Source organism: Kitasatospora aureofaciens (assembly GCF_001188955.3).
GTDB classification, from domain to species: Bacteria; Actinomycetota; Actinomycetes; order Streptomycetales; family Streptomycetaceae; genus Kitasatospora; species Kitasatospora aureofaciens.
The window spans coordinates 82,970-108,793 of sequence record NZ_JPRF03000029.1 but is presented as its reverse complement, the minus strand read 5'-3'; the positions used below and the strand labels follow the sequence as shown (position 1 = coordinate 108,793).

General features: G+C 72.6%; 23 protein-coding genes and 1 pseudogene. 9 read left to right on the top strand and 15 right to left on the bottom strand.

The annotated features are described in order from the left end of the window. The 3 genes and pseudogenes from HS99_RS19665 to HS99_RS19655 all read right to left on the bottom strand — a co-directional run. On the bottom strand, nucleotides 1-818 hold an 818-nt coding region (locus tag HS99_RS19665; RefSeq protein ID WP_503104914.1), incomplete at its 3' end, for an NADH-quinone oxidoreductase subunit C. Next, nucleotides 806-1,300: pseudogene (locus HS99_RS19660) on the bottom strand (NADH-quinone oxidoreductase subunit B); the annotation flags it as partial. The pseudogene HS99_RS19660 and the gene HS99_RS19665, both read right to left, overlap by 13 nt. Continuing rightward, nucleotides 1,291-1,707, bottom strand: a complete 417-nt coding sequence (locus HS99_RS19655; RefSeq protein WP_030284196.1) for an NADH-quinone oxidoreductase subunit A — start codon at nucleotides 1,705-1,707, stop codon at nucleotides 1,291-1,293. The pseudogene HS99_RS19660 and the gene HS99_RS19655, both read right to left, overlap by 10 nt. A gap of 284 nt (nucleotides 1,708-1,991) precedes the next feature. Here HS99_RS19655 and HS99_RS19650 point away from each other — a divergent pair, with 284 nt between their 5' ends. Continuing rightward, on the top strand, nucleotides 1,992-3,212 hold the full coding sequence (locus tag HS99_RS19650; protein WP_030551569.1) for a sensor histidine kinase: 1,221 nt from the start codon (nucleotides 1,992-1,994) through the stop codon (nucleotides 3,210-3,212). A 149-nt stretch (nucleotides 3,213-3,361) separates the two neighbouring features. Here HS99_RS19650 and HS99_RS19645 read toward each other — a convergent pair whose 3' ends face one another. Then, the gene (locus tag HS99_RS19645; RefSeq protein WP_030551571.1) at nucleotides 3,362-4,474 is read right to left on the bottom strand and encodes a S1C family serine protease; all 1,113 of its coding nucleotides are present in this window, start codon (nucleotides 4,472-4,474) and stop codon (nucleotides 3,362-3,364) included. Between the two features lie 222 nt (nucleotides 4,475-4,696). On the opposite strand from HS99_RS19645, the gene galE reads away from it, so the two are divergent. Next, on the top strand, nucleotides 4,697-5,683 hold the full coding sequence (gene galE / locus HS99_RS19640) for a UDP-glucose 4-epimerase GalE (protein ID WP_030284203.1): 987 nt from the start codon (nucleotides 4,697-4,699) through the stop codon (nucleotides 5,681-5,683). Nucleotides 5,684-5,720: 37 nt separating this feature from the next. Here the strand turns inward: galE and HS99_RS19635 are convergent, their stop codons facing one another. Further along, complete coding sequence (locus HS99_RS19635) at nucleotides 5,721-8,141, bottom strand: serine/threonine-protein kinase (protein ID WP_030551573.1); 2,421 nt, start codon at nucleotides 8,139-8,141, stop codon at nucleotides 5,721-5,723. Between the two features lie 416 nt (nucleotides 8,142-8,557). On the opposite strand from HS99_RS19635, the gene HS99_RS19630 reads away from it, so the two are divergent. After that, nucleotides 8,558-9,205, top strand: coding sequence for a TetR family transcriptional regulator (locus HS99_RS19630; RefSeq protein WP_030284205.1), 648 nt, complete (start codon nucleotides 8,558-8,560; stop codon nucleotides 9,203-9,205). A 460-nt stretch (nucleotides 9,206-9,665) separates the two neighbouring features. Here the strand turns inward: HS99_RS19630 and HS99_RS19625 are convergent, their stop codons facing one another. The 6 genes from HS99_RS19625 to HS99_RS19600 all read right to left on the bottom strand — a co-directional run bounded on the left by HS99_RS19625 (nucleotide 9,666) and on the right by HS99_RS19600 (nucleotide 15,542). Continuing rightward, the gene (locus tag HS99_RS19625) at nucleotides 9,666-10,610 is read right to left on the bottom strand and encodes a beta-ketoacyl-ACP synthase III (protein WP_030284214.1); all 945 of its coding nucleotides are present in this window, start codon (nucleotides 10,608-10,610) and stop codon (nucleotides 9,666-9,668) included. 122 nt (nucleotides 10,611-10,732) lie between these two features. Continuing rightward, nucleotides 10,733-11,992, bottom strand: coding sequence for a L,D-transpeptidase family protein (locus HS99_RS47855; RefSeq protein ID WP_267885515.1), 1,260 nt, complete (start codon nucleotides 11,990-11,992; stop codon nucleotides 10,733-10,735). 115 nt (nucleotides 11,993-12,107) lie between these two features. Next, nucleotides 12,108-13,271, bottom strand: a complete 1,164-nt coding sequence (gene mqnE / locus HS99_RS19615) for an aminofutalosine synthase MqnE (protein WP_030551577.1) — start codon at nucleotides 13,269-13,271, stop codon at nucleotides 12,108-12,110. A gap of 52 nt (nucleotides 13,272-13,323) precedes the next feature. Further along, nucleotides 13,324-14,286 (bottom strand): threonine ammonia-lyase, encoded by a 963-nt coding sequence (locus tag HS99_RS19610; protein WP_030284219.1) that lies wholly within the window; start codon nucleotides 14,284-14,286, stop codon nucleotides 13,324-13,326. A 3-nt stretch (nucleotides 14,287-14,289) separates the two neighbouring features. After that, the gene (locus HS99_RS19605) at nucleotides 14,290-14,748 is read right to left on the bottom strand and encodes an Lrp/AsnC family transcriptional regulator (RefSeq protein ID WP_030055719.1); all 459 of its coding nucleotides are present in this window, start codon (nucleotides 14,746-14,748) and stop codon (nucleotides 14,290-14,292) included. A gap of 119 nt (nucleotides 14,749-14,867) precedes the next feature. Then, nucleotides 14,868-15,542 carry a UbiX family flavin prenyltransferase gene (locus tag HS99_RS19600; protein ID WP_030284222.1) on the bottom strand — a complete coding sequence of 225 codons (675 nt, stop codon included), beginning with the start codon at nucleotides 15,540-15,542 and terminating at the stop codon, nucleotides 14,868-14,870. Between the two features lie 90 nt (nucleotides 15,543-15,632). On the opposite strand from HS99_RS19600, the gene HS99_RS19595 reads away from it, so the two are divergent. From HS99_RS19595 to HS99_RS19585, 3 genes are all read left to right on the top strand, one after another. Then, nucleotides 15,633-16,382 carry a cyclase family protein gene (locus tag HS99_RS19595; protein WP_030284224.1) on the top strand — a complete coding sequence of 250 codons (750 nt, stop codon included), beginning with the start codon at nucleotides 15,633-15,635 and terminating at the stop codon, nucleotides 16,380-16,382. Nucleotides 16,383-16,468: 86 nt separating this feature from the next. Next, nucleotides 16,469-17,185, top strand: a complete 717-nt coding sequence (locus HS99_RS19590; protein WP_030551581.1) for an MOSC domain-containing protein — start codon at nucleotides 16,469-16,471, stop codon at nucleotides 17,183-17,185. Nucleotides 17,186-17,438: 253 nt separating this feature from the next. Then, on the top strand, nucleotides 17,439-19,493 hold the full coding sequence (locus HS99_RS19585) for an LPXTG cell wall anchor domain-containing protein (RefSeq protein WP_141763767.1): 2,055 nt from the start codon (nucleotides 17,439-17,441) through the stop codon (nucleotides 19,491-19,493). A gap of 67 nt (nucleotides 19,494-19,560) precedes the next feature. Here the strand turns inward: HS99_RS19585 and HS99_RS19580 are convergent, their stop codons facing one another. Together HS99_RS19580 and HS99_RS19575 are read right to left on the bottom strand one after the other, a co-directional pair. Further along, complete coding sequence (locus tag HS99_RS19580; RefSeq protein ID WP_030284229.1) at nucleotides 19,561-19,929, bottom strand: VOC family protein; 369 nt, start codon at nucleotides 19,927-19,929, stop codon at nucleotides 19,561-19,563. After that, a complete protein-coding gene (locus HS99_RS19575; RefSeq protein ID WP_030284231.1) occupies nucleotides 19,926-20,732 on the bottom strand; it encodes a TetR/AcrR family transcriptional regulator in 807 nt (268 codons plus the stop codon). Before HS99_RS19575 ends, HS99_RS19580 begins: the two co-directional genes overlap by 4 nt. Before the next feature lie 96 nt (nucleotides 20,733-20,828). Between HS99_RS19575 and HS99_RS19570 the strand changes: the two genes are divergently transcribed. The 3 genes from HS99_RS19570 (at nucleotide 20,829) to gcvH (ending at nucleotide 23,370) form a co-directional block, all read left to right on the top strand. Then, the gene (locus HS99_RS19570; RefSeq protein WP_030284234.1) at nucleotides 20,829-22,055 is read left to right on the top strand and encodes an FAD-dependent oxidoreductase; all 1,227 of its coding nucleotides are present in this window, start codon (nucleotides 20,829-20,831) and stop codon (nucleotides 22,053-22,055) included. A 67-nt stretch (nucleotides 22,056-22,122) separates the two neighbouring features. Beyond that, nucleotides 22,123-22,878: an alpha/beta fold hydrolase gene (locus tag HS99_RS19565; RefSeq protein WP_030551585.1), complete on the top strand. Its 756-nt coding sequence runs from the start codon at nucleotides 22,123-22,125 to the stop codon at nucleotides 22,876-22,878. A gap of 102 nt (nucleotides 22,879-22,980) precedes the next feature. Then, complete coding sequence (gcvH, locus tag HS99_RS19560) at nucleotides 22,981-23,370, top strand: glycine cleavage system protein GcvH (protein ID WP_030551587.1); 390 nt, start codon at nucleotides 22,981-22,983, stop codon at nucleotides 23,368-23,370. Nucleotides 23,371-23,426: 56 nt separating this feature from the next. Here gcvH and mqnP read toward each other — a convergent pair whose 3' ends face one another. Both mqnP and HS99_RS19550 read right to left on the bottom strand, forming a co-directional pair. Continuing rightward, the gene (gene mqnP, locus HS99_RS19555; protein WP_030284244.1) at nucleotides 23,427-24,332 is read right to left on the bottom strand and encodes a menaquinone biosynthesis prenyltransferase MqnP; all 906 of its coding nucleotides are present in this window, start codon (nucleotides 24,330-24,332) and stop codon (nucleotides 23,427-23,429) included. Next, a complete protein-coding gene (locus HS99_RS19550; protein WP_030284245.1) occupies nucleotides 24,320-25,777 on the bottom strand; it encodes a menaquinone biosynthesis decarboxylase in 1,458 nt (485 codons plus the stop codon). The genes mqnP and HS99_RS19550 overlap by 13 nt, the downstream gene beginning before the upstream one ends. Nucleotides 25,778-25,824: the final 47 nt, after the last annotated feature.

Here is a 25,824-nt window from a genome sequence, read left to right as displayed (position 1 = left end):
CCCGGACAGCGCCTCGGTGTCGCGCCCGCCGCCCGCGCACCGCGCGCGGGCCGCTCGGCGACCGGCGGCAGGGTGCCCTTGAGCGGCCCCCACTCGTTCGGGTCCGGCACACCGGCCGGCTGCATCTTGCGGCGGGCCGGCCCGCCGCCGTGGTCCGGCTCGCCCGGCTCCTTGGCGCCCGGCCAGTCCTTGGCCACCCGCGCCGCGAGCACGAACTCCTTGCGCAGCGGGTGCCCCTCGAAGCCGTCCGGCAGCAGCAGGGTGGCCAGGTACGGGTGCCCGGGGAAGTCGATGCCGAACATCTCGTGCGTCTCGCGCTCGTGCCAGGCGGCCCCCGCGTACACCGCGACGGCGCTGGGCAGCGCGGCCCCGTCGCGCGGCACCCGGGTGCGCAGCGCGAGGTGGCGCACCCCCGGCGCCTCGGCGGCGGCCAGGTGCGCGACCACGGAGAAGCCCTCGGCGAGCTCGTCGACGGCGCTCAGCCAGTCGAAGAAGCCCAGGCCCAGCACGTCCCGGGCGCTGGTGAGCGCCTCGATCCAGCGCTCGGCCGGCACGTCGACGGTGATCAGCCCGTACGCCTCGGCGCCGGTCGCCCACTCCCCGACCGACGCCGCGTACTGCTCGGGCGTGGTCACGAGACCCCTCCCTCGGACGAACCGGCCGGAGCACCGGCCGACGGGCCGGCCGGGGGCCCCGGCACCAGCGGACGGCGCAGCGCCGCTGCGGGCGCGGCGTACCGGCCGGGCAGGGACTCGGCGGCGATCTTCTCCTGCAGCTTGAGGATGCCCTGGAGCAGCGCCTCCGGCCGGGGCGGGCAGCCGGGCACGTAGACGTCGACCGGGATGATCTGGTCCACGCCCTTGGTGACGGAGTACGAGTCCCAGTACGGGCCGCCGGAGTTCGAGCAGGCGCCGAAGGAGATGACGTACTTCGGCTCGGGCATCTGCTCGTAGAGGCGCTTGACGGCGGGCGCCATCTTGTCGGTGACCGTCCCGGAGACGATCATCAGGTCCGCCTGACGGGGGCCGGGCGCGAACGGGATGACGCCCATCCGGATGAAGTCGTGCTTGGCCATGGACGCGGCGATGAACTCGATCGCGCAGCAGGCCAGGCCGAAGTTGAAGCACCAGAGGCTGTAGCGGCGGCCCCAGTTGAGCACGACCTTGACCGGGTCGGGCGCGAGCCGGGCCAGCGGGCCGAGGCCGCGGCGCTCTACGGCGCCGGGGCGGGCGGGGTCGGGCAGCCCGAGCGGGACGGGACCGCCCTGGGCGCCGTGCGAGTGGGTGTGCGTCACGTCCATTCCAGAACGCCCTTCTTCCAGGCGTAGAGCAGTCCGACCGCGAGGAAGCCGATGAAGAGGAACATCTCGACCAGCGTTCCGGCGCCGTACCCGGCGGCGGCGAAGACGGTCGCCCACGGGAACAGGTAGATCGCGTCGACCGCGAAGATCACGTACAGGAAGGCGTACACGTAGTAGCGGATCTGGGTGTGCGCCCAGTCCTCGCCCACCGGGTCCACCCCGCACTCGTAGGCGAGGAGCTTCTCGGGTGAGTACACCACCGGCCGCAGCAGGCGGTTGGCGGTGAACGCCACGGCGACGAAGAGCACCCCGATGACGGCCAGCAGGCCCATCGCGGCGTACGCGTCGAAGTAGCCGCTGCCGACCGCTGGGTCGGCCGCGACGGCAGCCGTCTGCTGCCACTCCATGCCTTCGCCTCCACCTCGGCCGCGAATCCGCCCTCAAGACAGTTCTACGACTTTTACTCACACGGTCTTAACCGTGGCCAATGCGTGAGTCTAAGGGGACGGCTCCACTCCCCCCGAAACCTGCCCGCTCCGCAAGACGTCCCGTGGACGTCCGGATGAACGCCCGGGGACCGGTCGGGGTGGGGATAACCCCCGGCCGGGAAGATGTATCACCCCCATGGCACACCCCGCCCGCGATTCGGGATGCTGGGTCCGCCAGCTCGAACGAGGGGACGGATGATCCGATGAAGTCGCTGAACCGCGCCGTGGACGCCATCAGGGAGCAGGACGCCCGGATGGAACGCCCGCCGCTGTACGGCGCGCGGATGTGGCGCCAGGTCGGCCACCTGATGCTCAACCTCCCGCTGGGCATCGCCGGCTTCGTGCTCTCGGTCACCGCGCTCTCCGTCGGCCTGGGCCTGTCGGTCACGGTGATCGGCCTGCCGGTGCTGGCCGCCGGCCTGGCCGGCTCCCGCGCCCTGGGCGCGCAGGGCCGCAACCGGGCCCGCTCCGTCTACGGCTCCCGGATCGACGAGCCGGAGCCGGTGAGGCCGCGCCGCCCGGGCATGGTCGCCTACACCATCGCCCACCTCACCGACCTGCTGAACTGGCGCTCGGCGCTCTACAACGTGCTGATGCTGCCCTGGGGCATCCTGAGCTTCGCCCTGTCCCTGGTCTCGGTGATCGTGCTGTGGCCGGTGCTGCCCGTGGTGGTGCGCACGATGGCGGCGGTCGACCGGATCCTGATCGAGTCACTGCTCTTCCCCGGCGCGCTGGCCGAGCGGGTGCGCGAGCTGGAGGACGACCGCGGCACCGTGGTCGACACCGCCGCCGCCGACCTGCGCCGGATCGAGCGCGACCTGCACGACGGCGCCCAGGCCCGCCTGGTCGCGCTGGCGATGGACCTGGGCATGGCCAAGGAGCGGCTGCGCGAGGTGGAGACCCAGGAGGACGTGGCGGTCGCCACCCGGATGGTCGACAACGCGCACGGCGAGGTGAAGCTCGCCCTGCAGGAACTGCGTGACCTGGCCCGCGGCATCCACCCGGCGGTGCTCACCGACCGCGGCCTGGACGCGGCGCTGTCCGCGGTCGCGGCCCGCTGCACCGTCCCCGGCGGGGTGAAGGTGAACGTCGACCTGGCCGGACCGGACGGCGAGCCCGAGCGCCCGGACTCGGCGGTCGAGGGCATCGCCTACTTCACCGTCAGCGAACTGCTGACCAACGTCTCCAAGCACGCGGGCGCCCGGACCGCCTCGGTCGACGTCTGGCGCTCCGACAACCAGCTGATGGTGCTGGTCCACGACGACGGCAAGGGCGGGGCCGCCCCCTACCCGGGCAGCGGCCTGGGCGGGCTGGCCGAGCGGATCCGGGCGGTGGACGGGGTGTTCCTGGTGAACAGCCCGGAGGGCGGCCCGACCACCGTCACCGTCGAGCTGCCCTGGCGCACCCGCACCACCCGCCGCTAGGACCTGTCAGCCCGGCGAAGGGCGCCGGGACCCCGTCGAGGCAGCGGACGGGGTCCCGGCGCCGGTCCGGTGCGCCGGACGGCCCGCGGGACCCTTGCGCGGTGGGCGGGCCGGTCTGCGTACCGGGGTCGGAAACGCCGTCGAAGGGCTCAGGGCGTGCCCTGGGAACTGCTCTCCAGCGTGCCGAGCGTGACGTCGGCGGTCCTGCTGTTGCCGTCCCGGGTGTAGGTGACGGTCACCTTGCTGCCCGGGGTGAGCGAGGCGAGCGCGGTGGTGAGCGCGTTCAGCGAGTCGACCGGGGTGTCGCCGATCTTGGTGATGACGTCGCCGGGCTGGAGCCCCGCCGAGGCGGCCGGTCCGCCCTGGCTGACCGCCACGATGACCGCGCCGGCCGGCTGGAACTGCTGGTCGAAGCTGGTCCGGGCGGTGATGCCGAGTGCGGCCCGGCCGGAGTTGGTGACCTTGCCCTGCTTGATCAGCTGGTCGGCGATGTTGGTGATGGTGGACGCCGGGATGGCGAAGCCGATGCCGGGGGCGGCCGCGCCGTTGGTCTGCGGCTCGGTCGCGGCGAGGGTGTTGATGCCGATCACCTGGCTGTCCAGGTTGACCAGTGCGCCGCCGCTGTTGCCCGGGTTGATCGCGGCCGAGGTCTGCACCATGTTGCCGATGGTGGCGCCCGGCGAGCCGGCGTTGCGGGGCTCGGAGACGGTCCGCCCGGTGGCCGAGACGATCCCCTGGGTGACGCTGCCGGAGAGTCCGAGCGGGCTGCCCATGGCGAGGGTGATCTGCCCGAGCTGGACCTTGCCGGAGTCGCCGAAGGTGGCCGGCCTGAGGCCGCTCGGCGGGCTGCCGAGCTTGATCACCGCGAGGTCGGAGTCGGGGTAGCTGGCGACCAGGGTGGCATCCAGCGACTTGGTGGTGTTGGCCAGGGTGACGGTGAAGGTGGTCGCGGAGCCGACCACGTGGGCGTTGGTGACGATGTCGCCCTTGTCGTCGTAGACGATCCCGGAGCCGAGGCTGTCGCCGGTGGTGATCTGGACCACCGAGGGCAGCACGTCGCCGATCACCTTCTGGTACGCGTCCTGCAACTGGTTGGCGCTGCCCGGCTGGGTGCCGGGGGCGGAGGAGGCCTGCTTGGTGGTGCCGGACGGGGAGCCGGCCGTCGGTGAGGCGGCCGCGGAGGAGGAAGAGGTGGAGCTGTTGCACCCGGCCAGCGCCAGCGCGAGCGCCGTCACGACCGCGACCGCGCCCGGCGCGAGCAGCCGGCCCTGTGCCGCCCTGGGCCCGGTCGGCCGCGGGCCGGCCGGCAGCGGGCGGTTGTGTTCCTTCGTTCGGCTCACCTGGCTGCCTCCGATTCGTCACCACGCCGAGGGCGCGGGCATGAGAGCACGGGAAACTTTGTCAGCATTTCACCTATTTGTCCGGATCGCCGTCCCGACTCGCCCGAACCCGGTGGCCCGCATTCGAACGCCTAGGATTGCCCCATGACTTGGTTGATCACCGGCGGTGCCGGATACATCGGTGGGCACGTCGTCCGCCAGTTGCTCGACGCCGGCGAGCGCGTCGCCGTCCTGGACGACCTGAGCACCGGCGACGCCTCCCGGGTGCCGGACGGCGTCCCGCTGATCGAGGGCTCGACCCTGGACCGCGCCGTCCTGGACACCGCGATCCGCGAGCACGGCATCGAGGGCGTCCTGCACTTCGCCGCCAAGAAGCAGGTCGGCGAGTCGGTCGAGCAGCCGTTCCTGTACTACCGCGAGAACATGATCGGCCTGCAGACGGTGCTGGAGGCCGCGGCCGGGGGCGGCGTCAAGCGCTTCCTGTTCTCCTCCTCCGCCGCCGTCTACGGCATGCCGGACGTCGACCTGGTCACCGAGTCCACCCCGTGCGCGCCGATGAGCCCGTACGGCGAGACCAAGCTGGCCGGCGAGTGGCTGGTCGCCGCGGCCGGCAAGGCGTACGGGATGTCCACCGTGGCCCTGCGCTACTTCAACGTGGCCGGCGCCGCCTCGCCCGAGCTCTCCGACGCCGGGGTGTTCAACCTGATCCCGATGGTCTTCGAGCGGCTGACCGCCGGCGAGGCGCCGCGGGTCTTCGGCGACGACTACGCGACCCCGGACGGCAGCTGCGTCCGCGACTTCATCCACGTCTCCGACATCGCCTCGGCCCACGTGGCCGCCGCCAAGCGGCTGGCCGCCGACCCGGCCGGCGAGACCGCGCTGGTGCTCAACATCGGCCGTGGCGAGGGCGTCAGCGTCAAGGAGATGATCGAGGTCATCGGCAAGGTCACCGGCTACGACGTCACCGCCGAGGTGACCCCGCGCCGCCCCGGCGACCCGGCCCGGGTGGTGGCCGCCGCCGACCTGATCCACCGCGAGCTGGGCTGGAGCGCGAGCCACGACGTGGCCGACATGGTCTCCTCCGCCTGGGAGGGCTGGTGCAGCCGCCACCCCGAGGCCCGTAAGGCCTGACGCCCCGGCGTCACCGGACCGGCGGTGTCCGCCCCGCTCAGCGGGCGGGCACCGCCGTGCCGTAGAAGGCGTCCAGCGCGTACACGCAGCGGTCCTTGGAGCCGACGAAGACCCGCCCGCCGACCGCCACCGGGGAGCCGGTGAGCTCGCCCTTGGTGCCGAGCTCCCAGCGCAGCTGACCGGTCGCCAGGTCCAGGGTGTGCAGGGAGTGGTCACGGCTGCCCAGGTGCACCAGGCCGTCGGCCAGCGCCGGGGAGCCGACGATCTCGCCGCGCGCGGTGTAGCGCCAGCGCTCCCGGCCGGTCGCCGCCTCGAAGGCGTACAGCACCTCGCCGCTGCCCACCAGCACCATGCCGTCCCCGACCACCAGCGGCTCGGCGCCCTGGCGGCCGCCGGTGACCCCGCGCCAGCGGTCCAGGCCGGTGGCCGCGTCCAGCGCGTAGACGGTGCCCAGGTAGTCGGCCACGTAGACCGCGTCGCCGTCCAGCGCCGGCGGGGTGAACAGCACCACCGGGGCGTCGAAGCGCCAGCGCTCGACCCCGCTGGCCGCGTCCAGCGCGTACACCCGGGTGCCCGCCGTCACGTACAGCACGCCGCCGCGCTCGACCGGGTGCGAGGGCACGTCCTCGCCGACCTGGAAGGACCAGCGCAGGCCCGCGCCGCGCGGGTCGACGCAGCGCAGCCGCCCGGCGCCGTAGTAGTAGGCGGAGCCGCCCACCAGGACCGGGCCGGACTGCGGGTTCTCGTAGTCCTGCTGGGCGTCGTCGGCGCGCCACAGCTCGGCGCCGGTGGCGGCCGCGCGCAGCTGGACGCCGCCGCCCCGCACGCCGCAGCAGAGCACGCCGTCGGCGGCGGACAGCGAGTAGACCCAGCCGTCCAGCGAGGTGCGCCAGCGCTCGGTGCCGTCCGCGACGTCCACGGTGTACAGGTGCGGGCCGTCGGCGGCGTGCACCCGGCCGGCGTCCACCGCGAGCGCCCAGGCGACGTCCCGGGTCTTGTAGCGGCGCTCGCCCGAGCCGATGTCCAGCGCGTGCACCTCGAAGCTGGAGACGAAGAGCGTGCCGTCGGCGACCACCGGGGTGCCCCAGACGTCGTTGGACATCCGGAACCGCCACGGGCGCCAGCGGGCGGCCGGAGCCGGGGAGGGCTGCGGGGCCGGGGTCAGCGGGGGCGCCGGTGACGGGGTCGGCGCCGCCCGCCGGACCCAGTCGGTCGCGGCGGGGGCGGTGCTCGCACCCGGCTGCTCGTGCTCGGCCCGCGGCCCCGGGCCTATCCGCACCGAGGCACCGGACAGCTGCACCTCGACGGCGACGCCGCCGGTGGGCGCCCGGTGCTTGTTCTTGGAGGGGATCTTCGCGGTCGGGATCTCGCCGTCCCCGGTCCCGGGGAGCGGCCCGGCGTGCACCGGCCCGGCCGGCGGGGCCTGCCCGGGGCCCGGGTAGGTGCGCGGGTCGTCCGCGCCGACGGGCTGCGGCGGCACGGGCGGCCGCTGCGGCGGGGCCTGGAGCGGCGGCTGCTGCGGCTGCTCGGCCGGCCCGGAGTACGGGCGGGGCGTCGGCGCGCTCGGGCGTCGGCCGCGCTTGCGCTCGATCAGCTCCAGCGCGTGGGCGGGCAGCCAGTCGCCGGCCTCGCCGGAGGCGTCGTCCCGGGAGAACAGGTGCGGGGCCAGCTCGGCCTGGATCTGCGCCGGGGTGGGCCGGCGCTCGGGCGCCTGCTGCATGCAGGCGCGGACCAGGTCCATCAGCTCGGGCGCCATGCCGGTCAGGTCCGGCTCCTCGCGCAGCAGCTGGAACACCGTCTCGACCGGGTTGGAGCCGCGGTACGGCGGGTGCCCGGTGGCGCAGAAGACCATCAGCGAGCCGAGCGAGAAGACGTCGCTGGCGCCCCGGACGGTCCGGCTGTCCCGGGCCTGTTCCGGGGACATGTAGGCGGGGGTGCCGACCGCGACGTTGGTCATGGTCAGCCGGGTGCTGGAGACCCCGGACGCGATGCCGAAGTCGATCACCTTGGGGCCGTCCTCGACCACCAGGACGTTGGAGGGCTTGAGGTCGCGGTGGATCAGCCCGGCCGCGTGGATGGACTGCAGGGCCTCGGCGATGCCGGCGACCAGCCAGCGGGTCGCCTCCACCGGCAGCGGGCCGCACTCCTCGACCAGGTCCTCCAGCGAGGGCGCCGGGATGTACGCGGTGGCCAGCCAGGGCACCCGGGCGTCCGCGTCGGCGTCCACCACGGCCGCGGTGTAGAAGCCGCCGACCGTCTTGGCCGCCGCGATCTCGCGGGCGAAGCGGACCCGGAACAGCTCGTCCTCGGCCAGCTCCCCCCGGACGGTCTTGATGGCCACCCGGCGCCCGGAGGCGGAGCGCGCCAGGTAGACCAGCCCCATCCCACCCGCGCCGAGCCGCCCCAGCACCTCGAAGGGCCCGATCCGCCTCGGATCGTGCGCCGTCAGCTGGTCCACTCCGCAGCCACCTCCCCGTTGTCCGCACCCGCCGCGTGGTGCCGGACCCGATTCTCCAATGCCGCCCGGCGCATCTCCAACCTCCCCCACCGCGAGGCGGTCGCCGACCGGTCCGCTGGCCGGCGACGACGGAACGGCCGGATTCTGACGCCCGTTCCGGCCACGGCTTGCGCCCCGGCGCCCGGACCGTCGACTCGACACCCGGTGCGACCGGTCACGCTCTGTCACCCGACCAACCCTCAGCGGACTCGCCGTCACGCTATGGGGTCAAAAGCACACGGGGGGGCTTCAAGAGCGGCTGCGAGGCCCGGTGAAATTCCGTCCGAAGTGCTTCGGAGCCCTATAGCAACCCCCCGTGCGGAGTAATAGTCGCATCACCGAATCGCGCCAAGATCTTGCCACGGTAAGCTGACGGCATGACAGGACAAGTTCGCACCGTCGACGGTCGCGTCGCCGGGCGACGCGGACAGGAGACGCGGCAGAAGCTGCTCGACTGCCTCCGCGAGATGCTCAGCACGTCGCCCTATCGGGACGTCAAGGTCATCGACGTCGCCCGTATGGCGGGTACCTCCCCCGCGACCTTCTACCAGTACTTCCCGGATGTCGAGGGCGCAGTCCTCGAAATCGCCGAGGAAATGGCCAAGGACTCCGACACCCTCAAAGAGCTGGTGGCCGGAAAGTCCTGGGCAGGGAAGTCCGGACCGACCACTTCGGAAGAACTGGTCGACGGATTCCTCGCCTTCTGGCGCAAGAACGACGCCATTCTCCGAGTGGTCACGCTCGGTGCCGCGGAAGGGGACAAGCGGTTCTTCAAGATCCGCATGACCGTCCTCAACTCGGTCGCCAAGCCGCTCGCCGAGGCCGTCAAGGAACTCCAGGCGAAGGGTCAGGCCGACAAATCGCTCGACCCGAACGCCGTCTCGGGGGCCCTGGTCTCGCTGCTCGCCTCGGCGGCCGAGCACCAGAAGGCCTTCACCTCCTGGGGCGTCAAAGTGAAGGATCTCAAACCCAACCTCGCTCCCCTGGTGTACCTGGGCGTCACCGGTAAGAAGGCGCCCAAGTAGCACCGTCCGTTCGATCCACCATCCGCTCCGCGCGCAGCCCCGGCCTCCTGTCCGGGGTACGACGGACGGCGGCCGTGTCCTCGGGGGAGGTCCGCCGACGTACCGCACGCGCGCCAGACATGCCGGTGGGCGGGCACCCGTACGAGGGTGCCCGCCCACCGGCATGTGCGGCCCCAGCGAGGGCCGGGACAGAACGCTCCGGAGGCGAGCGGGCGAGTCCCCGCCCCGAGCCGAAGGGGCGCGCCGGTGCCGAAAGGGAGGAGCGACAAGCGAGGAACGAGCGCCGGAGCGACGACCGTCGGCGCCGGGTCGGGAGCGGCCCGCAGGCGAGCGGGCGAGTCCCCGCCCCGAGCCGAAGGGGCGCGCCGGTGCCGAAAGGGAGGAGCGACAAGCGAGGAACGAGCGCCGGAGCGACGACCGTCGGCGCCGGGTCAGAGCGCTCCGGAGGCGAGCGGGCGAGTCAGGGGCAGCGGACGACCTGGCCGGCGTAGGCCAGGCCGCCGCCGAAGCCGAAGAGCAGGACCGGGTCGCCCGGGGAGAGCTCGCCGCGCTCGACCAGCTTGGAGAAGGCGAGCGGGATGGAGGCGGCCGAGGTGTTGCCGGAGTCGACCACGTCCCGGGCCACCACCGCGTCGGCGAGGCCCAGCTTGCCCGCGATCGCGTCGATGATCCGCAGGTTGGCCTGGTGCGGGACGAAGCCCTTCAGCTCCGACGGGTCGAGCCCGGCCCGCTCGCAGGCCTCGCGGGCCAGCGGGGCGAGCTGGGTGGTGGCCCAGCGGAACACCGACTGGCCCTGCTGGCTGATCACCGGGTCCCAGCCGGTGATCACCACGGCGTCGCCCCGTTCCGGCTCGGAGCCCCAGACCACCGGCCCGATGCCCGGCTCGGCGCCCTCCTCCTGCGCCTCGACCACCGCGGCGCCGGCGCCGTCGCCGAAGATCACGCAGGTGGAGCGGTCGGTCCAGTCGAGCGTGTCGGTCATCCGCTCGGCGCCGATCACCAGGGCGCGCCGGGCGGCGCCGGCCCGGATCGCGTGGTCGGCGGTGGCCAGCGCGTAGGAGAAGCCGGAGCACACCGTGTTGATGTCGTACGCGGCGGGCGAGCGGACGCCCAGACGGGCGGCCACCGCGGCGGCGGTGTGGGGGCTGCGCTCGATCGCGGTGCAGGTGGCGACGACGACCAGGTCGATCTCCGCCGCCGTCCGGCCGCTGTTGGCGAGGGCCTTCTGCGCGGCCTCGGCGGCGAGGTCGACCAGGGTCTCGCCCTCGGCGATGTGCCGGGTACGGATGCCCACGCGGGTGCGGATCCACTCGTCGTCTGTGTCGACGAATGCCGCCAGGTCGTCGTTGGTGAGGACCTTGGGGGGCTGGTAGTGGCCGAGTGCCACAATGCGCGAACCGCTCATGCTGCCATGGAACCGGGTTACCCGCTGGTCAGCCGGGCATGACCGGCTACAGGATCCGCCCCGCCGATCTGTAGGGGCCCCACAAGCGCCTTGGGGCGCCTGGGTCCGGACGTCCGCCGAGGTCAGGCGGCCAGCGAGGCGGCGTCACCCATCACGATCACCGGGTGGGCGGCCGGGTCCAGGGTGCGGATCAGCTGGGCCATCTTGTCCTCGGGTATCGACACACAGCCGTGGGTCGGGCCGTCGTGGTCGACGTGCAGCCAGATGCCGCCGCCCTTCTTGGTGCCCATCGGGCGGCGCATGTCGAGCGGGGAGCTGCCGGCGACCCGGTTGTAGTTGATCGCGACCACGTAGTCGAAGGAGCCGTCCAGCTGGTCGCCGAAGAAGCCCGTCCCGGAGACCACGAAGCTCGGGTCCTTGTCGTACGGGAGCTTGCTGCCGGGGTTGTCGTTGCGGCCGCCGGCGTCGGTGAGGTCGAAGACGCCGATCGGGCTGCGCAGGTCGCCCTCGTTGTGGTCGGTGGTCCAGCCGTTCTTGCCGTTGTGGCCCTGCCAGGTCTCCCCGGCCAGCCAGCGGCCCTCGGGGGTGCGGGTCCACAGGGTGACGCTGTTCTTGTCGGTGTCCTTGCCCTGGCCGCTGGCGACCACGACCTGGGTGGTCGCGGCGGGGATCTTCGCGGTGAAGGCGGCACCGAGGCCGGGTATCGCGGCCAGCGATCCGTCCGGGCGGGTCTCGCTCCGGCCGGCGGCCGGGGCGGCGGACTGCCGGTCGGCGGCGGCCTGGACGGCGCCGGGGGCGGGCGCGGGGTGGTCGGGCTTGCTGACGCCCTCCGGCCCGGGGCCGTCGGCCGCGGTGGCGACGGACTTGGCGCTGTCCTGGCCGACGGTGTACCAGCCGGCGGCGGCCGCGACCAGCAGCGCGGTGCCGGCCATCACGGCCTTGCCGTGACGTTTCTGTTTGGCCTTGCGCCGCCGGCCCCGGGCGGCGGCCCGGCCACCCGGCGCGGGGGTCGCGGCGGGGGCCACGGAGGCGAGGGGCAGCACGGGTGCGAGTTCCTCGGGAACCGGCTGCTCGTAGGCCGGCTGCTCGTAGGCCGGTTCCTGGTCGACCGGCTGCTCGTGGGCCGGCTGCTGGTACGGCTCGTAGGCCGGTTCCGGATACTCCTGGTACACCGGCTGGGGTTCGGCGGGGTACGCCTGGAACGTCTCGCCGTACGCCTCGAAGTACCCGTCAGCGGTCTGCTGGTACTCGCCGGGGTGGCCCTGCGGGGACGGCTCGTAAGCGCTGTACGGCGCCTCGTTCGACTGCTGGGGCACCCCGTACACCGGTTCCTGCATCGGCTCGTACGGCGGGTACTCGGTGGCGCGATGAGAACCGGACATGCGGTCGATCCTGCCAAACGCCGTACCCGTTGGTAAACCCGGGTCCCGTGCGGGAGCCGTGAAGGCGCCGCCGCCCGGACCGCGGGTGCGGTCCGGGCGGCGGGGAGTTCGCAGGTCAGAGGCGCATCGCCTGCGGGGTCTCGCGACGCGTCAGGTCCGGGCCGTCGTACTCGCGGATGATCTCGTAGCGGGTGTTGCGCTCCACCGGGCGGAAGCCGGCGTCCCGGATCAGGCCGAGCAGGTCCTCGCGGCCGAGCTTGTTCGGGGTGCCGAAGTTGTCCGCGTCGTGGGTGATCTTGTACTCGACCACCGAGCCGTCCATGTCGTCCGCGCCGTGGCTGAGCGCCAGCTGGGCGGTGGTGACGCCGTGCATCACCCAGAAGACCTTGACGTGCGGGACGTTGTCGAAGAGCAGCCGGGAGACCGCGAAGGTCTTCAGGGCCTCGGCGCCGGTGGCCATCTCGGTACGGGCCATCAGCCTGTTGCGCACGACGCCGTCCTTGGAGTCGTGGAAGTCGTGCTGGTAGCGCAGCGGGATGAAGACCTGGAAGCCGCCGGTCTCGTCCTGCAGCTCGCGCAGCCGCAGCACGTGGTCGACCCGGTGGCGGGGCTCCTCGATGTGGCCGTACAGCATGGTGCAGGGCGTCTTGAGGCCCTTGCCGTGGGCCAGGCGGTGGATCCGCGACCAGTCCTCCCAGTGGGTGTCGTGGTCGACGATGTGCTGCCGGACCTCCCAGTCGAAGATCTCCGCGCCGCCACCGGTCAGCGACTCCAGGCCGGCGTCGATCAGCTCGTCCAGGATCTCGTCCGCGGACAGGCCGCTGATCTTCTCGAACCAGTGGATCTCGGTGGCGGTGAAGGCCTTCAGCGAGACGTTCGGCAGCGCCGCCTTCAGCTCCCGCAGCGAGCGCGGGTAGTAGCGCCACGGCAGGGTCGGGTGCAGGCCGTTGACGATGTGCAGCTCGGTGAGGGACTCGCTCTCCATCGCCTTGGCGAGGCGGACGGCCTCCTCGATGCGCATCGTGTACGCGTCCTTCTCGCCCGGCTTGCGCTGGAACGAGCAGTACGCGCAGGACGCGCTGCACACGTTGGTCATGTTGAGGTGGCGGTTGACGTTGAAGTGGACGACGTCGCCGTTCTTCCGCGTCCGCACGTGGTGGGCCAGCCCGCCCAGCCAGGCCAGGTCGTCGCTCTCGTAGAGCGCGATCCCGTCCTCGCGGGTCAGCCGCTCACCCGCGTAGACCTTCGCCTCCAGCTCGCGCTTGAGCCCTGCGTCCATGCGGTGACCCGCCTCCTCCGACATTCGATTCCTTGCCGGAAGGAGCCTACGCCTATGCCGAGAGCAGCTCCGCGAGCAGACCCGGGTCGATGTTGCCGCCGCTGACCACGGCGGCCACCGTCTGGCCCCCGGTCTCGGCGGCCCGGTGGAAGTACGCGGCCGGGGCGACCGCGCCGGAGGGCTCGGCGACCAGCCGGCCGCGGCGGGCCAGCAGGGCGACGGTGGCGCGGATCTCGTCCTCGGTGACGGTGACGATGTCGTCCACGTAGGCGGTGATGTGCTCGTACGGCAGCACGCCGACCGAGGGGGTGCGCAGCCCGTCCGCGATGGTCCGGTAGGTGTCCGCGGCCGGCCACTCCACCCGGCGCCCGGAGCGCAGACTCGCCCGGGCGTCGGCGGCCAGCTCCGGCTCCACGCCGATCACCCGGACGCCCGGGCGGGTGAGCTTGAGCGCGGCCGCCGTCCCGCCGATCAGACCGCCGCCGCTGACCGGCACCAGGACGGTGTCCAGCTCGGCCGGGGCGTCCTCGGCGATCTCCAGGCCGACGGTGCCCTGGCCCGCGATGATGAACGGGTCGTCGTACGGCGGCACCCAGACGTAGCCGTGCCGGTCGGCCAGCTCGCCGGGCAGGGTGTCCCGCTCGGCCGGCGGCACCAGGATCACCTCGGCGCCGTACGAGCGGGTGGCCTCCACCTTGACCGCGGGCGAGGTGTCCGGCATCACGATCACGGCCTTGATGCCGAGCAGCTGCGCCGCGTACGCGACCGCCTGTGCGTGGTTACCGCTGGACTGGGCGACCACGCCGCTGGAACGCTCGTCCGCGGACAGCGCGGACAGCCGGTTGTAGGCGCCGCGGGTCTTGAAGGCCCCGGTCGGCTGGAGGTTCTCGGGCTTGAGCCAGAGCCGCCGCTCGCCCTCGGCCGCCCAGGGGGCGGGGACCAGCGGGGTGCGTACGGCCACCCCCGCGATCCGCTGCCGGGCGGCGCGCAGCTCCTCCAGACCGACCAGTGCCATACGTCACTCTCCTACAGGAGGAAGCTCACTCACCCGGTTCTCCCACTTCGTGGAGAGTACGACGGTGGTGCGCGTCCTGGCCACGCCCTTCGTGCCCGAGATCCGCTTCACCACCGACTCCAGCCCGGCCACGTCGGCCACCCGGACCTTGAGCATGTAGGAGTCGTCACCCGCGATGAACCAGCAGTCCTCGACCTCGTTGAGGTCCTTCAGCCGGAACGCGACGTCCTCGTGGTCGGCCGCGTCGGTGAGCTGAAGGCCGATCAGGGCCGTGACGCCGAAGCCGAGCGAGGCCGGGTTGACCGTCGCGCGGTAACCGGTGATCACACCGGCCTGCTCCAGGCGGTTGATGCGGTCCGTGACGCTCGGGCCGGAGAGACCGACCAGCCGGCCCAGCTCGGCGTAGGACGCGCGGCCGTTCTCCCGGAGCGCCTGGATGAGCTGCCTGTCCACCGTGTCCATATACCGTCCGCGTCCTTCCGAACCTCACCAGACCCACAGATCATTATCCGGATTCAAAGGCGCTGTGCGCTGACCGTCCCGGATATCGCAGAGAAGATACTCTCCCACCCTCGCTCTCCTTACTCCCCCTCAGCCCGATCGCCGTCCCCGTCGCCCGGTTTGCGGGCGGCCGCGCCCAACTCGCCCTCCCAGCGCAGGTACAGGGAATGCGGCACGTCGACCGCGTCCAGCACCCGTCCGGCCACGAAATCCACGAGTTCGCGCACGGTGGAGCCGCCGGCGTAGAAGCCGGGCGAGGCGGGCAGCACGACCGCGCCCTGCGCGTCCAGTTCCACCAAGTGCTTCAACGTCACCCCGTTGAGTGGTGTCTCGCGCACGCACACGACCAGCGGGCGGCGCTCCTTGAGGGTGACGCTGGCGACCCGCTGCAGCAGGTCCTTGCTCAGGCCGAGCGCGATCCCGGCCACCGCGCCGGTGGTCGCGGGGACGACCAGCATGCCCTTGGCGGGGTACGAGCCGCTGGACGGTCCGGCCGCGAAGTCCCCGGCCGGCCAGTACCGGACGTCGTCCAGGCGGTCCTCCGTCCCGAGCCAGCGCGCCAGGTCGGTGCGCCAGTGGGCGTCCCGGAAGGAGATGCCGGTCTCGTCCAGGAGGGTGAGCCGGGCGGCCCGGCTGACGATCAGGTCCACCGCCTCACCGGCGGCGAGCAGCGCCCGGATCACCGAGGCCGCGTACGGCGTCCCCGACGCTCCCGAGACCCCGACCACCCACGGCTGACGCTTCGCAGTTCCCATGGGGCAATTCTGTCCCGCCCCCACCTGCGGCTTCGGCCCGGGGACGGCGGAGCGGGCCCGCGGCGGCGCGCCCCCTGGGAGGATGGGCGCATGGCAGCGACCCTCGTCGACCTCACCCATCAGGTGACCACCGCGATGCCGGTCTACCCCGGCGACCCAGCTGTCCTGCTGGAGCCCGCGCTCACCACCGCCACCGCCGGGGTGAACGTGCTGGCCCTGCACCTCGGCTCGCAGTCCGGGACGCACGTGGACGCGCCGTACCACGTGGACGTCACCTGGCCGACCCTGGACGGGCTGCCGCTGGAGCGGTTCACCGGCCCGGCCGTGGTGGCCGACCTGCGCGGGCTGGAGCCCCGTACGGCCGTCACCCCCGAACTGCTGGCGCCCGCGCTGGAGCGCTGCGGGGAGGGCTCCGTCCTGCTGCTGGCCACCGGCTGGGCCCGGCACTGGGGCACCGACGCCTACCTGGCCCACCCCAGCCTCACCCCGGCCGCCGCCGAGGCTATCGTGGCCGCCGGGGTGCGGACGGTCGGCGTGGACGCGCTGAGCGTGGACCCCACTCCCGACCCGGGGCCGGACGACCGGGCGGTGGCCGCGCTGCTCGCCGACCTCACCGACGAGCACGACGGGCCCGACCCGGCGGTGGAGGAGTCGACGCTGGCCGCCCACCGGGTGCTGCTGGGGGCGGAGGGCGGAGGGGTGATCGCCGAGAACCTGACCGACCTGCGGGCGCTGCTGGAGGCGCAGGAGGCCGGCCGGCCGGTCGAGGTCTCGCTGTTCCCGTTGCGGCTGGTGGCGGCGGACGGGGCTCCGGTGCGGGCGGTGGCGCGGCTGGGCTGAGGGGTGCCCCGACCACGCATGGAGGCCCATCCGGCAGGGGACTTGGTCTAGACCATCCCCCGGTGGCGCCACTAGGCTGTCCGGCCATGGCTGAGATCATCGGAGTGGTCGAGCGGCTCTGGCGCTACCCCGTGAAGTCCACCGGCGGTGAGCGGCTCGGCGCCGTGGACGTGGACCTGCGCGGCCTGGCCGGCGACCGCCTCTACGCCGTCCGCGACGCCTCCGGCAGGCTCGGCTCGGGCAAGAACACCCGCCGCTTCCGCCGGATGGACGGCCTGCTCCGACTCTCCGCCCGCCTCGGCCACCGGATCGACGGCCCCGAACTGTTCGACCCGCTCGGCCGTCCGATCGACCGCCCGACCGCCTTCCTGCGCGCCTACCTCCAGCGCGCGGACGTCGAACTCGCCCGCGAGGACGCCGTCTCGCACTTCGACCGGCTGCCGGTCAGCCTGCTCACCACCGCCACCCTGGACTGGGTCCGCGAGGCCGTCCCGTTCGCCGTGGTGGACGAACGCCGCTTCCGTCCCAACATCGTGCTGCGCACCCCGCCCGGCACTCCGCCCTTCGTCGAGGACACCTGGCTCGGCCGCCGGGCCCACGGCGAGGCCCCGGACAGCGCCCGGCTCGCCTTCGTCGCCTCCAGCGAGCGCTGCGCGATGAGCGGCGCCCCGCAGCCCGGACTGCCGCACGCCCCCGAGATCCTCAAGGCGATCGCGCACGCCCACGAGGGCCGGCTCGACGCCCTCGCCGAGGTGGCCGCTCCAGGGCGGCTGCGGCTGGGCGACCGGTTGGTGCTGGACTGATCCGCCGGGCAGGCCAGGGGACGAATCCGCAGGTCAGAGGGGCTTTGAAGATTCTCCGAAAAAACTTTGAACCCACCTGCAACCCCCGTGCCTGTCGCACGTCTATGTGAGTGAGCGGCGGGGAAGCCCGCCCGAGCGACCCGCAGGCGACACCGGGGGCACCACCCCGGACCTCGGGTCCGACCGTGACCGCGCTGATCGACCGGCAGAACGCTGTCGGTGCAACACCCTGGGGGGTACTCGAATGTCCGTCGTGCCTGCACGTCGTTCGCGCTCCACCGTTCTCACCGCCGCCACCCTGGGCGTCCTGCTGGCGACCGGCGTCGTCGTGGCCTCCCCGGCCGCCTACGCCGCCGACGCCCCGGCCGCCACCGCCACCGCCACCGCCACCGCCACCGCCACCGCGGAGCCGACCGCCAAGGCCACGGCCGACAAGCTGTCGCTGCAGGTCGACGCACCCGCGACGGTCGGCCGCGGCGGAGGGCCCGTCGAGTTCACCGAGACCGTCACCAACTCCGGCACCGCCGACGCCTCGTTCAAGCTGCGGGTCAAGGCCGCGACCGACGCCAGCCCCCTCGCCAACCAGGTCATCAAGGTCGAGTACCGCGACACGGACGGCGCCTGGAAGCCCGTCACCGACACGGTGCCCGGCCTGACCGTCGCCGCCGGCGCCACCAGGACCGTCCAGCTTCGCCTCACCACCGGGCTCCACTCCTACTGGACCGACCGGGTGTCCACCGTGAAGCTCAGCTCCGCCGTCCTCGACGCGACCGGCAGCACCGTCCTCGCCGAGAGCACCAAGGACGTCTCGGCCGAGTACGTGACCCTGGAGGTCGGGAACGCCCCGACCACCGCCGTCATCGGCGGCGCGCCGGTCGAGTTCGACGTCACCATCAAGAACCCCAGCGCCTCCCGCTTCACCAACGTCTCCAAGGTCCTGGAAGCCGACAAGTCCAGCACGCTCCAGATGCAGAAGGCCGACGGCAGCTGGCAGACCCTCACCGGAACCTCCCTCCCCCACGCCGGCGGAGACCTCCTCTACCAGCTCGCGGACGACCAGAACCTGGCGCCGGGCGAGACCTTCACCCGGCACCTGCGCCTCGGCTTCACCGGAGACGCCAAGATCGGCACGACGTACGTCCACCCGTGGGCGCTGCTCGACCAGGGCAGCAACTACTCGCCCGTCTCGGTCGGCCCCCAGTACATCGCGATCAACCTCACCGGCTCCGCCCTGGGCCTGTCGGTGCAGGAGCCGGCGTCGATCGGCAACGGCGGCAAGCCGGTCGAGTTCACCGAGACCGTCACCAACGCGGGCAGCTCCGACGCGCCGTTCAACCTCAAGCTCGACGCGAGCAACCCGAACGCCCGCAGCGACGGCCGCATCGCGCTGGAGTCCCTCGACGCCGACGGCAACTGGAAGCCGGTCGGGCTCACCTTCAAGCAGCAGCCCGACGGGTTCCACTTCATCGGCTCCCTCAACGACGTGACCGTCCCCGCCCACGGCGCCAAGACCGTCCAGCTCCGCCTCGCCGCCCCGCTCAACAACGACTGGGCCGGCCAGAGCGGCACCGTCAAGCTCGCCTCGGCCGTCCTCGACAGGACGGGTCAGTACGTCCTCGCCGAGAGCACCAAGGACGTCGCGCTCAAGGCCCTCGACGTGCAGACCAAGGGCGCGCCCACCACCGCGGTCCCCGGCGGCACCCCGGCCGAGTTCGACATCAGTTTCATCAACTCCAGTGCCTCGGCCTACGACAACGTGTCGCCCATCGTCCAGACCGACCGGCGCAGCACCCTCCAGGTGCAGAAGGCCGACGGCAGCTGGGAGAACGTCACCGGCGTCCCGACCAGCCAGCCGGGCGCCGACCAGGTCGTCTACCACCTCACGGCGGACAAGAACCTGCCCGCCTCGACCACCGTCACCAAGCACGTCCGCCTCGGCTTCACCGACGGCGCCCCGATCGGCCGGACCTACGTCAACACCTGGGCCGTCCTCGGCGAGAACACCGACTTCCCCGCCTCCGTCGGCCCGCAGGGCTTCCCCGTGGACGTCACCAGCACCCCGGTCAGCGGCACGGGCAAGGGCGCCGCGGGCGGTGACACCACCGCCGTCAAGGCCGGCCTCACCAGCACCTCCGGTGGCGGCTCCGACGCCACCGGCACCGACAGCACCACCGACACCCAGTCGGCGGGCGGCTCGCTCGCCCACACCGGCTCGGACGGCATGCTGGCGGCCGCGGCGGCCGCCGCCGGCCTGCTCGCCAGCGGCATCGCCGCGCTGTTCTTCGCGCGGCGCCGCCGCAGCGCCTGATCCCCCGCTCAGAAGAGCACTGAGCCCCGGCTCCCCGGCACTGTCCGGGGGCCGGGGCTCGGCGTTCTCAGCCCCTGACGAGGCAGAAGGGATGCCCGGCCGGGTCGGCGTGGACGCGCCAGCCGCCGGCGTCGTGGAGCCGTACGGCACCGAGGGCGAGTACGGCGGCTTCGGCGGTGTCGAGGTCCGCCACGTCGATGTCCAGGTGCGCCTGCTGGGGGTGCTCCCCGTCGGGCCAGCGGGGCGGGCGGTGGTCGGCGACGCCCTGGAAGCAGAACACCGTCCCGTCGTCGAGGTGGAGGGTGGACCAGCCGGCGCCGAGGGACCACCGCCGGTCCGGGCGGTCGACCTCGCCGCCGAGCACAGCCGCGTAGAACCGGGCGAGCGCCCCCGGGTCCGGGCAGTCCAGCACCAGGCACTGCAGTGTGCCGATCACGGCTCTCCTCCGGGGGTGCTCTCGTCGGGGGCGGGCAGGGCGACCGCCCGCAGGTAGGCCTCGGTGAAGAGGTCGATGGACTCGTCCAGCGAGGGCAGGCCGGCCCCGAGGGTGGTTTCGAGCACCGGGCGCATCAGGACGCGGCTGAGCAGCGGGCCCAGCAGCAGTTGCACCAGAACCGGGAGCGGCAGCGGTCGGATCCGGCCGGACTCGACGTGGGGCAACAGCAGCCGGCCGAGGCCCTCGACGATCCGCGGCATGTGGACCGTCATCATCCGGGCGGCGGGCCCGTCGGGGCGGCTGAGCAGGTCGGCGAAGACCGCCGGGACGATCCGCGGCTCGTCGGCGAGGCTGGCGAGGAAGGTGTGGTGGAGCGCCCGGACGGTGTCGTCCAGGCGCTCGGGCGGGTCGGCCGCCAGCGCCTCCAGGTTCGGCAGCGGGCCGTACTGCAGGAAGACGGCGGCGAGCAGGCCGTCCCGGCCCTCGAAGACGGCGTGCAGGCTGGGCAGCGAGCACTCGGCGCGGTCCGCGACGGCGTCCAGGGTGATCGCCCCGAGGCCGCGTTCGGCCACCAGACGGGCCGCCGCCTCGATCGCGCGCTCCCGTACCGGCGGGCGTCCGCCCGGGTCGACGCCCGTCTGCCGGACCGCCTCGTCCAGGGCGGCGCGGGAGCCGCCGAGCCGGCGCAGCAGGGTGCTGCGCGAGATCCCGGCGGCCGTCGCGATCGCCGTCAGCGGCACGTCCGCGACGTCCTGTCCGCGTTCCTTCGCCGCTGCCAGGGCGGCCTTCACCAGATCCTGCATGTGGAGCATCGTACTACTTGACACCTGAGACGGTTCCAGAGATTCTCTATATGCAAGTTCCACGAGGAGCGGCAAGGGGACCGAGGGGAGAAAGCCATGAGCGTCGTCGTCTCCGGGGGCGGACCGGCCGGAATGATGCTGGGCCTGATGCTGGCCCGGGCGGGGGTCGAGGTGACCGTGCTGGAGAAGCACGCCGACTTCCTGCGCGACTTCCGCGGCGACACCGTCCACGCCTCCACCGTGCGGCTGATGGACGAACTCGGCCTCGGCCGGAAGTTCGCCGAACTCCCGCAGAGCCGGCTCGGCAACCTGGTGCTGCCGCTGCCCGGCGTCGGCACCGTCGTGCTGAGCGCCTTCGACCGGCTGCCCGCTCCGTACAACTACATCGCGATGATGCCGCAGTGGGACCTGCTCAACTTCCTGGTCGAGGAGGCGAAGCGGGAGCCCGCCTTCACCGTGCGGATGAACACCGAGGCGACCGGGCTGCTGCGGGAGGGCGGACGGGTGGTCGGCGTGCGCTACCGCACCCGGGACGGCGAGGAGGGCGAGATCCGCGCCGACCTCACCGTCGCCGCCGACGGCCGGCACTCCACGCTGCGCCGGGAGGCCGGTCTCGCCCCCCGGGAGTACCCGGTGCCCTTCGACGTCTGGTGGTTCCGCCTCCCCCGGCACGCCCACGAGCGGACCGCCCCACCCAACCTCACCCCCGGCTTCGGGGACCGCGACATGGCGCTCAGCCTCACCCGCGACGACTTCTTCCAGATCGCGTACTTCAACTCCAAGGGCTCCGACGCCCGGCTGCGCGGCGAGGGCATCGAACGCTTCCGCGCCCGGATCGCCCGGATCATGCCGCAGTACGCCGACCGCGTCGACCAGCTGGCGAGCATGGACGACGTCCACCTGCTCGACGTCAGGCTCAACCGGCTGGACCGCTGGTACGTCGACGGACTGCTGCTGATCGGCGACGCCGCCCACGCGATGTCCCCGGCCGGCGGCGTCGGCATCAACCTCGCCGTCCAGGACGCCGTCGCCGCCGCCACCCTGCTCGCCGAACCGCTCCGGCGCGGCCGCCCGACCGTCGCCGCCCTGGCCCGGGTGCAGCGGCGCCGCTGGTGGCCCACCGTGGTCATGCAGCGGCTCCAGCGGATCCTCCACGGCGTCATGTTCGCGCCGGTGCTCTCCGGCCGCCGCTCCGGGCCGCCCACCGGCTTCGCCGTGGTCTCCCGCCGGGTGCCCGCGGTCCGGCTCGCCCTCTCCCGGCTCATCGCCCTCGGTCCGCGCCCCGAACACGCCCCGGCGTTCGCCCGGCGGCCGACCGCCTGACCCGGCGGACGGCGCGTTTCACGGACCGGTCGTTCGGACGGGTGGTTTCCGGGGGAGGACCACCGGCATGACGATCCCTCACCGCGTGACCGGCACCGGCGACCACCACGTCCTCGTCCTGCACGACTGGTTCGGCACCAGCGCGGGCTGGGGCCCCTTCCTCGACTACCTCGACGGCAGGGCCTTCAGCTACGCCTTCCTCGACTACCGCGGCTACGGCGAACGCAAGGACGTCACCGGCGAGTACACCCTCGCCGAGATCGCCGCCGACGCGCTCGCCCTCGCCGACCAGCTCGACTGGGACCGCTTCTCGCTGGTCGGCCACTCGATGGGCGGCAAGGCTGCCCAGCAGGTCCTGGCCGAGGCGCCGCTGCGGGTGCGCAAGCTGGTCGGCCTGGCGCCGGTGCCGGCCGGGGCGTACCCGCTGGACGAGGCCGGCGAGGCGCTGTTCTACGGCGCCGCCGGGGACCGGGAGAAGCGGTACGCGATCCTCGACCTGGTCACCGGTCAGCGGGCCGGCCGGGTCTGGCTGGACCGGATGGTCGACCAGTCGCTGCGGCTGTCGAACGCCGAGGCCTTCGACGGGTACGTCCGGGACTGGACGACGGCCGACCTGGAGCGCCGGATCAACGGGAACCCGGTGCCGGTCAAGGTGATCGTCGGCGAGCACGACCTCGCCCTGACCGCCGACGTCATGCGGGGCACCTGGCTGGAGCACTACCCCAACGCGGAGCTGGAGGAGCTCGGCGGCAGCGGGCACTACCCGATGTACGAGGCGCCGGTCGCCCTGGCGTCGTCGCTGGAGTCCTTCCTGCACAACTGACGCGCAGGCCTCACTCGTTCGGGTGAGTTCGCGTTCGGGAGCGGGGATGTGTAGCAGGCTCCTCCCCGTAACCGGTCAGCCGCCCGAGCGAAAGAGGAAGCCATGCCCGCCGACATCCCCGCCGACCTCAAGTACACCAGGGACCACGAGTGGGTCCTGCTGCAGGGAAAGACAGCCCGCGTGGGCATCACCAACTACGCGCAGAGGCAGCTCGGTGACATCGTCTTCGTCGAACTCCCCAAGGAGAAGGACAAGTTCGACCGCGGCCAACCGTTCGGCACGGTGGAGTCGGTCAAGTCGGTGAGCGAGCTCTACGCCCCGCTGTCCGGAACGGTCGCCGCGGTGAACCAGGACCTGAACGAGGCACCCGAGGACATCAACGGCGACCCGTACGGCGACGGCTGGATGATCGAGCTGACGCTCACCAGCGCCGACGAGCTGAAGGATCTGCTCACCGCGGCCGAGTACGAGGGCTACCTCAAGGAGGAGTGACCCGGCCCTCGGACGCGACGCGGCGCCCGCCGGAATCCCGGCGGGCGCCGCCCGGGTCAGATGCCGAGACCGCGGAGGACCAGGTCGACGAGGGCGAAGAAGAACAGCGAGATGCCGACGAAGCTGTTGGTCTGGAAGAAGGCCCGGTTGAGCCTGGACAGGTCGTTGGGGCGGACGATGGTGTGCTCGTAGACGAAGGCGCCGGCGACGACCAGCAGGCCGATCCAGAACGCCGGGCCGGCGTGGGTGAGGACCGCGAACCAGCCGAGCAGCAGGGTGGTGAGGACGTGGCAGACCCGGGCGCCCCGGATCGCGGCCGGGACGCCGAAGCGGGCCGGCGGGGAGCCGACGCCGTTCTCCCGGTCGGACTCGACGTCCTGGCAGGCGTAGATCAGGTCGAAGCCGCCGATCCAGATGCCGACGGCGACGCCCAGCACCACGGCCTCCCAGGACCAGCTGCCGGTCACCGCGAGCCAGGCGCCCACCGGGCCCATGGCCTGGGCCAGCCCCAGGATGGCCTGCGGGAAGTTGGTGAACCGCTTGCCGTACGGGTAGACGACCATCGGCACCACGGCCACCGGGGCGAGCGCCAGGCAGAGCGGGTTCAGCATCGCCGCGGCGCCGAGGAACGCCACCAGGGCGACCGCCGACCCGACGTACGCCGTCCTCAACGACACCGCGCCCGTGACGAGTTCGCGCCCGGCCGTGCGCGGGTTCCGGGCGTCGAGCTCGCGGTCGATGATCCGGTTGGCGGCCATCGCGAAGGTGCGCAGGCCCACCATGCAGACGGTGACGACGAACAGCTCGCCCCAGTGCACCCGCCTGTCGGCCAGGAACATGGCGGTCAGCGCGGCGATGTAGGCGAAGGGCAGGGCGAAGACCGAGTGCTCGATCATCACCAGGCGCAGGAACGCCCTCGTGCGTCCCGGGGTTTCGACAGCGGCCGTGCTCACAGTCCGTATTCCTTCCAGCGACGCGAGACCAGTGCGGCCGTGGCCGGGTCCGAGGACACCATCTCCGGCCAGCCGCCGTCCCGGGTGTAGCCCTCCTCCGGGAGCTTGCGGGTCGCGTCGATGCCCGCCTTGCCGCCCCAGAACTGCTGGTAGGAGGCGTGGTCGAGGTGGTCGACCGGGCCCTCGACCACGGTGAGGTCCCGGCTGTAGTCGACGTTCCCGAACGCCCGCCAGGCGACTTCCTGGTAGTCGTGGACGTCGCAGTCGGAGTCCACCACGATGATCAGCTTGGTGAGCGACATCATGTGGGCGCCCCAGATCGCGTGCATCGTCTTCTGGGCGTGCTTGGGGTACTTCTTGTCGATCGAGACGATCACGCAGTTGTGGAAGCCGCCGGCCTCGGGCAGGTCGTAGTCGACGATGTCCGGGATGATGATCTTCAGCAGCGGCAGGAAGAACCGCTCGGTGAACTTGCCCAGCGGGCCGTCCTCCGTCGGCGGGCGGCCGACCACGATGGACTGCAGGATCGGACGGCGGCGCATCGTCACGCAGTCGATCGTCAGCGCCGGGAACGGCTCCTGCGGGGTGTAGAAGCCGGTGTGGTCGCCGAACGGGCCCTCGGGGAGCATCTCACCGGGCTCCAGCCAGCCCTCCAGGACGACCTCGGCGTCGGCCGGGACCTGCAGCGGCACAGTCTTGCAGTCGACCATCCGCACCCGCTCGCCCGCGATGAAGCCGGCGAACAGGTACTCGTCGATGTCGCCGGGCAGCGGCGCGGTGGCCGCGTAGGTGACGGCCGGCGGGCAGCCGAAGGCGATCGCGACCGGGAGGCGCTCGCCGCGCTTCGCCGCGACCGCGTAGTGGTTGCGACTGTCCTTGTGGATCTGCCAGTGCATCCCGATGGTGCGGCGGTCGTGCCGCTGGAGCCGGTAGAGGCCGAGGTTGCGGACGCCGGAGTCCGGGTCCTTGGTGTGGGTCAGGCCCAGGTTGAAGAAGGAGCCGCCGTCCAGCGGCCAGGTGAAGAGGGCGGGCAGCTCGTCCAGGTTGACGTCGTCGCCGGTGAGCACGACCTCCTGGACCGGGGCGTCGCCGGACTTCACCTGCCGGGGCGGGACGTGCGCCATCGAGGCGAGCTTGCCGAAGGCGTCCCGGAAGCCGGTGAAGCCCTGCGGCAGTTCCGGCTTGAGCAGGCCGGCGATCTTCTCGGAGACGTCCTCCGGGCCCTTGAGGCCGAGCGACTTGGCGAGGCGCCGTTCGGTGCCGAAGACGTTCATCGCGAGCGGCATCGACGAGCCCTTGACGTTCTCGAACAACAGCGCCGGGCCCTTGGCCTTCTGCACGCGATCGACGATCTCGCCGATCTCCAGGTGGGGGTCCACCTCCGCCTTGATGCGCTTGAGGTCGCCCTCGCGGTCGAGGGCCCGGAGAAACGAGCGGAGATCGTCGTATGCCATGCCTGTCAGTATCCGCCACCCGATAGCCTGGCTTGCGTCAAGGGCCC